The 11,023-nt window shown below is 54.5% G+C and carries 7 protein-coding genes and 4 pseudogenes; 3 read left to right on the plus strand and 8 right to left on the minus strand.

All coding sequences use genetic code 11. From position 1 onward, the window contains the following. Positions 1–7: 7 nt before the first annotated feature. Positions 8–843: pseudogene (locus NL510_RS22725) on the minus strand (GPO family capsid scaffolding protein). A 158-nt stretch (positions 844–1,001) separates the two neighbouring features. On the opposite strand from NL510_RS22725, the pseudogene NL510_RS22730 reads away from it, so the two are divergent. From NL510_RS22730 to NL510_RS22740, 3 genes and pseudogenes are all read left to right on the plus strand, one after another. After that, a pseudogene (locus NL510_RS22730) lies at positions 1,002–2,731 on the plus strand (terminase large subunit domain-containing protein). Then, complete coding sequence (locus tag NL510_RS22735; protein WP_071010073.1) at positions 2,731–3,789, plus strand: phage portal protein; 1,059 nt, start codon at positions 2,731–2,733, stop codon at positions 3,787–3,789. The pseudogene NL510_RS22730 and the gene NL510_RS22735 overlap by 1 nt, the downstream one beginning before the upstream one ends. Before the next feature lie 594 nt (positions 3,790–4,383). Further along, positions 4,384–4,886, plus strand: a pseudogene (locus NL510_RS22740) (DUF4760 domain-containing protein). A 38-nt stretch (positions 4,887–4,924) separates the two neighbouring features. On the opposite strand, the gene NL510_RS22745 reads toward NL510_RS22740, so the two are convergent. The 7 genes and pseudogenes from NL510_RS22745 to NL510_RS22775 all read right to left on the minus strand — a co-directional run bounded on the left by NL510_RS22745 (position 4,925) and on the right by NL510_RS22775 (position 10,941). Next, positions 4,925–5,623, minus strand: a complete 699-nt coding sequence (locus tag NL510_RS22745) for a DNA adenine methylase (protein WP_253380571.1) — start codon at positions 5,621–5,623, stop codon at positions 4,925–4,927. A 199-nt stretch (positions 5,624–5,822) separates the two neighbouring features. Continuing rightward, a pseudogene (locus tag NL510_RS22750) lies at positions 5,823–8,217 on the minus strand (replication endonuclease). Continuing rightward, entirely contained in the window at positions 8,214–9,323 is a 1,110-nt protein-coding gene (locus NL510_RS22755) for a DNA cytosine methyltransferase (protein WP_253380573.1), read from the minus strand. Before NL510_RS22755 ends, NL510_RS22750 begins: the two are co-directional and overlap by 4 nt. Next, positions 9,320–9,514 carry a hypothetical protein gene (locus NL510_RS22760; protein WP_253380576.1) on the minus strand — a complete coding sequence of 65 codons (195 nt, stop codon included), beginning with the start codon at positions 9,512–9,514 and terminating at the stop codon, positions 9,320–9,322. Before NL510_RS22760 ends, NL510_RS22755 begins: the two co-directional genes overlap by 4 nt. Beyond that, positions 9,504–10,457 (minus strand): DNA adenine methylase, encoded by a 954-nt coding sequence (locus NL510_RS22765; RefSeq protein ID WP_253385074.1) that lies wholly within the window; start codon positions 10,455–10,457, stop codon positions 9,504–9,506. Before NL510_RS22765 ends, NL510_RS22760 begins: the two co-directional genes overlap by 11 nt. Before the next feature lie 8 nt (positions 10,458–10,465). Continuing rightward, the gene (locus NL510_RS22770; RefSeq protein WP_060707431.1) at positions 10,466–10,714 is read right to left on the minus strand and encodes a DUF7446 family protein; all 249 of its coding nucleotides are present in this window, start codon (positions 10,712–10,714) and stop codon (positions 10,466–10,468) included. A 14-nt stretch (positions 10,715–10,728) separates the two neighbouring features. After that, a complete protein-coding gene (locus tag NL510_RS22775) occupies positions 10,729–10,941 on the minus strand; it encodes a PH domain-containing protein (RefSeq protein WP_253380578.1) in 213 nt (70 codons plus the stop codon). Positions 10,942–11,023: the final 82 nt, after the last annotated feature.

The raw sequence follows: 11,023 nt of genomic DNA on the forward strand, positions 1-11,023 counted from the left end.
GTGAATATCAGTAATCAGCCAGTTGCGCGTTAGCGCCACCGCTCGCGGGTTCCCGCTGGCTGAAATTGGCGTCTGTGCTTCCCAGCTTGCTGGTCAGCGCGGCAAGATCGGAGGTCAGCTTCTGAATGGCGATCTTGTCCTGTTGGCGCTCCTGCTCGGCTGCACTGAACTGCTCACCAAGATCAACCTGAGACTGGGCCACGGCCTCAACGGCCTGATGTACCTGACTAAAGCGCTGATCGTCGGTTTTCTGGCCTTTTCCGAGGATGCCCATTACGCGGGAGAACCACTCCTTCCCGGAGTCGTTGCGGCTCTGGTTTTCCTGTACCAGTTCGGCCTCAAATGACGGGGTGAACATGGTGACTACCGCATCTTGCGAACTGAAACGCATGATCTCCGCGCGTTTTTCGGCGGTGAACTTCAGTTTGTCAGTACCCAAACTTGCCGGAGTGTCGGTCATTGCCAGCCCCATGAGGTAGGGGCCTTTCGTCAGCGGAAGTTGGGGTGCATTTCGATACTGGAGTAGACCTTTTTGCCATCAGCAATCAGGTCCTTCATGCGCTTGGTAGGCTCAATCTCTGCGAAAAGGTGAGCCTCACCAGCCAGTGGGCCTTCGTTGATATCTTCGACGGACAAGGCCGCAACATCCCCCATCGCGCTGAATACACTGTCAGGGAATGGTGAGAGATAGTGCTCAATATTGACGCGGGCACCATAGACTGACGGGTCGTACGCTGCCGCCATTTCGTGAAGATGGGCGCGGGTGACATTGCGACCGTCGATCGTTGTGCCGGACGTCATCACCTTGAATTTTTTACGGGCTGGTTTATCTACGCTAGCCATGTCGATAATCTGTTGAGTGGTTTCTGTACGGCCATGATGGCAGAGCGTAACTTGCTGTCTCAACGAGGTTTTGTTGTCAGAGGAGGGCCAGACCATAAAGGGGGCGATAGCGGGATCGCGCGCGGGGTAATCTTCACTCCATAAACGGTGGAGGGCAGATGATACAGGACGCTTTTGTACGTCAGAGGGCAAAACAACTTTACTGGCAGGGCTACCCGCCAGCGGAGATCGCGCGCCTGATGGGGATTAATCAGAACACAATTTACGCCTGGAAGAAACGCGATGAATGGGATGAAACGCCGCCCGTCCAGCGCGTCAGCCAGTCGATGGATGCGCGCCTCATCCAGCTTACGGACAAGAAAGACAAGACCGGGGGAGACTTCAAGGAGATTGACCTGCTGACCCGGCAACTGAAAAAGCTGTCTGATGGACAATCGGCAGGGGCTGGCGCGGGCAAAAAGCCACGCAAGCGCAAGCTGAAAAACCACTTCACCGAAGAACAGATCGTCGCGCTGCGGGAGAAAATACTTGATTCCCTTTCGTGGCATCAACGCGGCTGTATGAGCAACGTCACCACCGAAACCGCATGATACTGAAGTCCCGCCAGATTGGCGCAACCTGGTACTTTGCACGCGAGGCGTTGCTTGATGCGCTGCGCGATGATGTGAAATACCCGTACCAGCGCAACCAGATATTTTTGTCTGCATCCCGCCGACAGGCGCACCAGTTCAGGGGATTCATTCAGAAGATGGCGGAAGAGGTGGACGTTGAGCTTAAGGGCGGTGACAAAATCGTACTGAGTAACGGCGCAGAGCTGCATTTCCTCGGCACGTCCGCAGCGACGGCACAGTCATATACGGGCAACCTGAAGTTCGATGAATTCTTCTGGGTCAGCAACTTCACTAACCTGCGAAAGGTTGCAGGTGCAATGGCAACGCTGAAAGGGCTGACGCGTACCTACTTTTCTACGCCATCAGGTGAAACCCATGAGGCTTACCCGTTCTGGACGGGCGATCGCTGGAATGAGAAACGCCCGAAGGCACAACGCAAAGCGTTTGATGTGGGCTGGAAAACGCTGAACAGCGGGCTGTTATGCCCGGATAAAACCTGGCGTCAGATTGTCACCCTGAAGGATGTGATAGACCACGGCTGGGAGTACACCGACCTTGAAGAAATTAATGATGAAAACAGCGAGGATGAATTCCGCAACCTGTACATGTGCGAGTTCGTTAGTGAAGGCGAGTCAGCCTTCAACCTTAACGCACTGATTGGCTGCGGGGCAGATGGCTACGACGAATGGCCGGACTGGAAGCCTTTCGCGTCCAGGCCGATGGGCAATCGTCCGGTCTGGATCGGTTATGACGCCAACGGCAGTAGCGGCAACGGTGACAGCGGCGCGATTTGCGTTGTGGTGCCGCCACTGGTGCCGGGCGGTAAATTCCGCACGGTGGAAACGGAACAGGTGCGCGGCCTTGAATTTGAAGAGCAGGCGAAAGTTATCGAAAACTTCACCTTCAAATACAACGTGCAGCATGTCGGCATCGACGTGACGGGCGGTAACGGTGAGGCCGTTTACCAGATAGTGAAGAAGTTCTTCCCGATGGCAATGCCCTACACCATGTCAATGACGTCAAAGCGCGCCCTGGTGTTGAAAATGCTACAGCTGATCCGCGCCGGTCGCTGGGAATATGATCGCAGTGAGCGCGCCCTGATCAACGCCTTTAACTCTGTTCGCAAGGTAAAGACGCCTGGCGGATTCATCACCTATGACACTGACCGCTCGCGCGGCGTCAGCCACGGGGATTTAGCCTGGGCGAATATGCTCGCCATTATTAACGAACCGCTGGGCCAGGAGAGTGGCAGCGGCGGGTTTGCTATGGAGTTCTGATGAAGAAGCGCACCTACAAAAACAATCACACTGCCAGCAGTGGCGGTGCCGGGCAGCCTGATATTTCTGACGCGCTCAGAAGCGATCCGGCGCTCAGCGCCTTCACGTTTGACGGGCCATATTCAGTAACAGACGGCTATGATCTGCTGGACAGCATGTGCTGCGTCGATAATGGCCGGTACTACGAGACGCCAATAGACTGGAAGGGGTTAACCCGTGCGTTCGCACAGTCCCCGCTGCATCAGTCCGCGCTTTACTTCAAACGCAATGTGCTGACCGGGTGCTATATCCCTCATCCGTTACTCTCGCGGCAGGCCTTCTCTGCTTTTGCACTTGACTGGTTTGTCTTCGGCAATGCCTATCTTGAGCGTCGGTCTAATCGCCTGGGAGAGCCGCTAAAACTTAAGCATGTTCCGGCGCTGAACACGCGACGGGGAAGCGATCTTGATACCTACTGGTTTATCCGGCAGTGGAAAGATGAATATGAGTTCAAGGCGGGCGAGGTCTGCCACATCATGAACCCGGACATTCATCAGGAAATCTACGGTATGCCGGAATACATGGGGGCGCTTCTGTCCGCCAGCCTGTCACATTCCGCCGATAAGTTCCGCAAACTCTATTACGACAACGGCTCCCATGCCGGATGTATTCTCTATGTCGGTTCGGAGAAGGTGGATCAGGAAAGCATAAAGGTGGTGCAAAAGACGCTGTCACAGGCCAGAGGGAAAGGCTCCTTCAAAAACGTACTGATCCACGCGCCGGGCGGCGGCAAAGACGGCGTGCAACTGTTGCCGTTCAGCCAGATATCGGCAAAGGATGAGTTTCTTAACATCAAATCAGCCACGCGCAACGATTTGCGCGACGCTCACCGCATACCGCCGCAGCTGATGGGCGCAATGCCAGAAGGCAACGGCTCGCTTGGTGATGTTGAAAAGGCCGCGCGCGTCTTCGCCATCAACGAAATGTTGCCCGTGATGGAAGCCATGAAGGGCGTCAATGACTGGCTCGGTCAGGAAGTGATCCGCTTTAATCCCTACGCTCTGCTCAAAGACGAGTGACCCGCTCCACCCGCCGCACATCCTGTGGCGGTTCTCCTTCAGTAATTTTCAATCTTCGCATGACCGGCCACCACCTGAGCACCACTCAGCACAACCTTTAACGCTCCTCACTCAGAGCGCATGAGCGCCATTCTGGCAGGCGCAATCTGCAATTTACCCCGCACACGTCCAGACGTGAGAAAACGCGCGGAGAAGGCGAAAAAGGCCGGAGAATGGCAATTAAAGGCATCACCTCCCGACCCTCCGTCGCGTGGGCTGTTCCCCCGTCACCTGCGCGCGACATTTGCTTCGTTTTTTGTGCATTTGCCGATCCGGGGGCAGACCGCGCCGCCACAGGGCGGAAAGGGCATAAATAGCCTCAAAAAAATTGTGCAAATTTGTGCACTATTGTGCAGTCTGAAAACCCCCATCAGATTGACTTCTGATTACCTTTGGGGTAATTTTGAATCAATAGTTCACTATTTCGTGAACCCCGAATTGAATCTGAAGGAGGTATACAATGACCAAGCGCTTTGATGAATTTGACGGCTTCTAAGCCGCATTGACCTCTACGAGGCGGGGAATCTACCCCGCCTTTTTTATGGATGAAATCTAATGACTATCGACGCAAACACTATCACCATAATCAGTAACGCGATTGTCTTGCTCGGCGTTATCGTCGCCATCGTGACGATCATCTATAACGTGCGCACTGCGAAGAAAACTCAGACTGCGAACTTTTTGTTTGAGAGTCGCCAAGATACGCATTACATAGAATCGCTTCACGTCCTGAAGCAGGTGCATCGCTCAGGAAAATCTTTCCGCTCTTATGTTTTCCCTTGCGAAGGTGGTGCAATCACGGAAGATGAAATGAATGAACGCCGCAAGTTTCAGTACATCCTGAACTTTTACGAAAGAGTTGCCGTAAGTATCCGCGAAGGTATTTAAATGAGCAGATGATCAAGCGGACGTCATACACCACCGTGATAGAAACCTACGATATTGCCGAACCCCTGATTAAAGCCATCAGGGAACACATCAAATCAGAGACGACCTATCAAGAGTTCGAATGGCTGGTAAAGCGGTGGAAAGCTAAACCGCTTAAGAAAAATAAATAACCATCGCCATTGAAGAAGCCGCCTGCCAGGCGGCTTTTTTACTGCCCTGCATCGACTTCGTTAAGCGCAACCATGATCGCCAGTCTTTCAGCAGCCGGAAGCGCTGCATATTTCGCGCGCCATCGCTCAACTTTGCGCTTAATACGGTGCCGATCGTTGTAGTCTTTCCCGGCAAACACGTGGGAATACGCGCGCCCTTCCGGGTAGTTCATCCAGATTTTTTCTGTTCGCACACCGCCGCGCGTCATGGCCTGAAACTCCTTACTGCGCCAGCCCGCTAACGTTTCGTCATAGAGCCGCGACGGATAGCCAGACAGGATCACGTTGACGTTTTCCGGCAGGCTTATGAGGCAGGCTAACAGGCGCTCATGATCGGCAACTGTATATTCATGACGATAGCGGGCGCGACTGGTGCGCGTTTCTGGCAGATAGGGAGGATCGGAATAAACCAGCACGCGGCCATGTCGAGTAAAGTCTTCTCTTTCCAGAAAACCTACAGCATCACCGTGATAAAGATGTAACCGTGGCGGAGTTTCCCCCATATCAGACCAGCGCTCCCGCGTTAATTTAAAAGCATTTTCATCGACATCAATTCCAATCGTCCTGGCTGCAAGTGGTTTGTGAAACATTACTGCGCCACTGCCCAGGTGCGTTTCAATGTAGGTATCATGCGGGGGCATTTCAGCAATAATCTTCTGATAAACCCCGCTCGCCGCCTTACTTCCCAGATAGCTCATACTCTTTCGTCCTCAGCTGGCACCGTCATTTTTAACCACCTGCAGCACTGTTAAAAATGACGATTCTCGATGTACGGCCAACACTGCCGGAAATGGCTGTATTTGCCGGAATCCGGTACCACACCATCAAAGCTGACCGTTCCGGCCATCGCGGTATTTCGGTACCACACTGTCAAAGCCGACCATGCCGATCGGCATCCTACTTCCGCCCCGAAAACGCAGCCTTCATCCTGCTCACGAGGTCGCTTGTCTTTTTCTTCGCCGCCATCACCTGCGACGGCATTTTTTCCGATGCGGCACGGCTGCGGGATACCAACCGCCCGTCCTGCACGGTCATAACAAGATCGCCGCACGCCACTGACGCACCAGCCATCAGCGATCTGACCATTCCGGCGCTGGCATCAATCCCACGCAGCGCCAGCAGTTCACTGATCTGCTGCTCTTTCACAGATAGCCCGGCCCCTTCTTCCCGTTCTGGTGGCCGCTTTTTACGCTTACTCCGCACATCGTCACTAAGCCGCTGCGCCAGTTCTCGCTTTTCCTGCCGTGAAAGCGCATCAAAATTCACCGTCACGCCCTCAGCTGGCACAGTCATTTCCGACTGTCCTGCAGCTTCGCTGGCGGCATGTTCAACACCGTCAGCACCTGCCGCGGGATCCCGCGTACAGTTATTGACAGAACTCCGAGGGGCGGCGATGCCGCCTGAAAAACCAACGTCAACGGCCACACCGTCAGCGCTCTGGCGCTTCGGCACGATTTTGTATTGCGTGGTGCGGGTGAAGATCAAAGAGTCATTGCCCGTAATCGGGCAATAGATACCGGTGATTCGCTGGACGTCATCGCCGTAGGCGTTGCCGTTTTCAGTGGTTTCATAGTTCAGACGGATACGCAGATTATCGCGCTCAACCAACGGGCCACCCTGGGCTAATACGTAGTTATCCCACTCGCCTGCATCAGCGGCCTGCCGTGCGGTTTCCAGTTCAGGGTGTAAAACAAGTTCACGATTGCCTAGGCGGCGAAGTTCGCGATATACCGTGACCGGCGCACCGCCGATCTGCTGAAACTGGCGAATTGCCCAGCGCGACGCCCACGCGCTAACGCGCCTGGACATTTCCTTCAGGTCTTCCCCTTTCGTCGTCCTTTTCTCCATCCAGCGCGAAGCCGTCGATATTCTTCGAAATGTATTTCGCGATGTATCCCGTTGCAGACCCTTTAGCCGGATCAATCGGTTCAACGTGAAAACGCGCCCGGTTCATGGCCTCTGAGCCTTTTAACTCTGCTGAATCTTCACGCCGGGCGTGATAGCAAAAAATATCGCGGGCCTGATCGATATCGCATGGATGCATAAACAACAGTAAGTGCCAGTGCGGCGTTGCATCATGGTGCGGCTCAACGACACGAAAACCAAAGACGCGTATTCCGGCACGCTTCCACGCGGCGCGAGTTCTTGCCCAAACTTTGCAAAGATATTGCTGCGTCTCGCGTGGCGACGCGCCACAGTATTTATTATTGCGGCGCCCGTTATGCTGCATGGAGTGGTAACGGGAAGGCGCTGTCAGCGTATAGAAGTCACCGGCCAACCCTTCCAGCTTCGCCAGTTCTTCAAATCCGCGCATCCTCGTCATGAGTTCGCGGCGACGGTTGGCCGGATTGGCAACGCTGCCGGCAACTTTATCGATCAGTGAAATACGCTCGCCCGTGTCCTGGTCTTCCAGTTCCATAGCCTTAAGGTATTCACGATTAGCCTTTTTCTGGGCCAGCCATTCCGTAAGGCAAGGGGCGCTACTGTATGGGGAGGATTTTTTCTGGACGTATCCCGCTGCGATCATCAAATGCTCACGCCATCGGGCATGGATACGGCGCAGGCGGTTTAACCACCACTGCGGTGACTCAAGACGAAGAACCGCGCGTAACGCGTCCTCCGCTTCAAGCTCTTCATTGCAATACGCTGTCCAACCGGGGATCGGCGTTTTCAGATGCACCGCCAGCGACGCAATACGTCCATAGCCAGAAAGCGCCGCGAACTCAGGATCGCCGGTGCGCGCCAACTGGTGATCGGACTCGCGTATAAACTCGCTCGTAAAGATATCGGCAAGCGTATAAGCCAGTCTTTTTAACTCTTTTTTCCCTGCCCAGAGCATACGGAAAAGCTGATCGCGAATTGGCAGCAGAATGCCGGGCATCACAGTATCAGGCTGGTAAACACTGTTCACGCCATCAATACGCGTTAATACGTGGCGCTCAAAGGTGTTAAGCAGCCAGTGATCTGCTGCTTTGCGGTCTTTCGCATCCAGCGCATCAAGCTTCGCGGCAAAGTGGCGGCGGACATACTGCGGAAGAGAAGCCAGACGGCGACGCAGCAGCTTGCTGCGTTCCGGCTTTTCGTCCTCCGCTACCAGTTCACTGAACGCAATATGCTTACGCGTGCCGTCCGGCGTGAGATAGTCGAAACCATCCAGCCCCGGCGCTACATCAACGCCAACCGGCTGGTATGGTTTGTTCCCGCCATAAGCGTAAGGGATAGCATTGTCGGTGCTACCCGGATACGGTGGAGGTGGAGAAGGGGCGCGACGGCCACGGGTTGCCGTGGTCATTGCGCACAATCCAGATATGCAGCTATGAACGCTTCCGCGACCGGCGCAACGATGGCATTACCGTAGGCGCGCAGCTGGCCCACCCGTCCGGCAACCCCATCAACCAAAGGGCTAATTCCGGGTTTAACTGGCCTCCACTTTCCATCCCGGCAGAAAAGCCAGTCAGCAGATCCCCAGAAACCGTTAACCGCATTGGTTCCGCTATTGCCGCCAAATCCTGCAATCGCTTCTGAATCTTGGTTCCGTTTTCCCGGTAATTCATCAAGGCATCCTGCTGACGCGGGTTTCTGTCGTTGCAGGTGTTCGGCGTGGGCCATCCCGCAAGCTGCGCCGTTACATCCAGCCGATCCGTTGATAACTTCCCGTTGCGAACTCTCCCGCCCTGATAACCGCCCTTCCCGTCCGTCGCTGCTGGTGTCGGCCAACCTGCCAGCTTCACTAATTGCGCCAGACTGCTGCCGGACATACCCGGAGTAATCCCGGTTCCACCCCGCGTTCCGTCGCTCGCACTTGGCGTAGTCCACCCCGATAAGACTGCCGCTGTCTGCAAGTTCAATCCTCCCTCCCTGCCCGCATTCGATGGATGCTTCCATGAATTCGCTGTCGGCGTCGGCCACCCAGAAGAGGCGCTGGCGGATGTGCGGGGCACCGAAGCCCGCAGCGCAGAGATCGAAACCTGCGAAGGCATAATCCGCGTTTTCCAGATCAGCCTGTACAGCGTCGAGCCATGCGAGGCCGTCTTTGCTTGCAACCTGTTCCCCAAAGACAACGTGAGGCGCGCACTCCTTAATAAGGTGAACCCATGAGGGCCAATGATGGCGGGGATCGTCAAATCCCTGTCGCTTTCCGCAGGCGCTGAAAGGCTGGCAGGGGCATGAACCTGTCCAGACCGGGCGATCATCGGGCCATCCTGCGCGGCGCAGGGCGTAAGACCACACGCCGATCCCGGCAAAGAAGTGGCATTGCGTGAATCCTTTAAGGTCATTTGCGGTTACTTCCTCAATTGAGCGAGTGTCAACGACGCCCGGGGCGATGTGCCCAGCGTCGATCAGGTTGCGCAGCCATTGCGCGGCGAAGGGATCGATTTCGTTGTAGTAGGCGGTCACTGCTGCCCCTCCGCTTTGCGGTATTTCGTGATAAGCGGATCTACAATCCCGTCGAGAGCGGCCTTTATCGCCTGCGCCTCTTCCTGCCCGTTCATCACTCCCACGTGCGTGGCTAACGCCAGCGCTATCAACTTGATTTCGTTCAGCGCGTGCAGAGCACCTTGATTAAATTCATGTGAGTTAGAAGGCATCGGCGTGATCTCCAAAGTCGGCGGAATAGCCAGCGCATGGGCCGCAGTCCGGGCAATAGCCACCACCATGACGCCCGCAGCAGTCGCAGACAGGCAACACGCCGATCACTTCTTTGGCCTTCTGCCGGTTGTCTTTGTCGGTGCTGACGGAACGTTGCACGCTGATTTCGTGCATCTTGAAGGGCTGATAAATCGCGCGGGTGGCTTCGGTGTCGCTGTTGGAAATGACGACCTTCACGCCATGCTTACGGTTAACTTCCAGCAGTGCCTGGACTAACTGGCGGTGGTTGTCTTCCGTGAATGGTTCGGTGTGGTATTGGGTAAAATCGGCTGTTTTGCTTTCAGGCAGGTAAGGCGGATCGCAATAAACGAGAACATCGCCACCCGTGACGACCTGTAGAGAACGCTGGAACGGCGCGCAAAGAAATATTGCCTTTGTATCGTTGGCCTTTTCGGCAAACAGACGGATTTCATTTTCAGGAAAGTAGACGCGCTTATACTTGCCAAACGGCACGTTAAAGCCGGTCTTACGACTGTAGCGGCATAAGCCGTTATAACCGTGGCGATTCAGATACAGGAATTGAGCAGCGCGCATGATGCACGCCATTTCGACGCCATAACGCAACCCACCGCTTTTTACCGTACCTACCTGCTTATTGAACGCGGCTCGGACTTCGTTGTACCCCTGCGGGCTATTCTTGCTGTTGAATAGTTCGCGGGCCGCATCGATCACTAAGTCCGGGTAACGGGTGACTTCCCGATACAGGTTAATAAGATCCGGGTTGATATCAGCCAGCACATAGCGGCGGTACTCCGTCGCCAGAAATACCGATGCGCCGCCTACGAACGGTTCGATCAGGCAGTCGGCTTTAGGAAGGTGCGGCAGCAGGTCAGGAAGGACACGGGTTTTACCCCCTGCCCATTTGATGAACGGGCGAATAATAGGGCCGCTCATGATGCGTGCCCCACTTTCTCAGCTTTCAAAACCATGCGGCTACCGTCCGACAGGTTCCAGCCGATTTCCCCGCCCTCAGACATAACCAACTGCCAAACTAATTGTGCAGCTTCGTTAGTCACATCACGACCAGGATCACTACCAACGCGAAGGCGGCGCCCTTCCCCATCATCGCGCATCTTTGCCAACTGAATTTTTTTAGTCAGCGGTGAAAAACCTAATTGAAGTTTTGCTACGTTACTCATGCTTAAGACCCCTATTAGAAATAACCGTAAGGAGAAGAAGGAATGGAAGGGCGCTGCAATTCTTCAATGCAGTGCTGGCGCAGGTTGCTGATAAAATTAGTGGTTACTGATCCAGTGGCAGAAAGGGTTAACTCACCATCACGGCGGGTTTTAATGGTTAAGCCTTCATTTTCGATAGCAGGTAAAAGAACATACAAAATGAAGCTATATTGATCACGTCTGGTCATAATCTCTTCCTCAAAAAAAAGAATGAGTTGAACCGCCGCCACTTAACAAAAAGGCGGAGAAAACAGAGTTGATTTTTTAAAA

Source organism: unidentified bacterial endosymbiont, from assembly GCF_918797525.1.
Lineage (GTDB): Bacteria > Pseudomonadota > Gammaproteobacteria > Enterobacterales > Enterobacteriaceae > Enterobacter.

Excerpts from the sequence above, each read along its gene's own strand:
- NL510_RS22735 (WP_071010073.1), top strand. The coding sequence starts at position 2,731 with ATGAAGAAGCGCACCTACAAAAACAATCACACTGCCAGCAGTGGCGGT.
- NL510_RS22745 (WP_253380571.1), bottom strand. The coding sequence starts at position 5,623 with ATGAGCTATCTGGGAAGTAAGGCGGCGAGCGGGGTTTATCAGAAGATT.
- NL510_RS22760 (WP_253380576.1), bottom strand. The coding sequence starts at position 9,514 with ATGCCTTCTAACTCACATGAATTTAATCAAGGTGCTCTGCACGCGCTG.
- NL510_RS22770 (WP_060707431.1), bottom strand. The coding sequence starts at position 10,714 with ATGAGTAACGTAGCAAAACTTCAATTAGGTTTTTCACCGCTGACTAAA.
- NL510_RS22775 (WP_253380578.1), bottom strand. The coding sequence starts at position 10,941 with ATGACCAGACGTGATCAATATAGCTTCATTTTGTATGTTCTTTTACCT.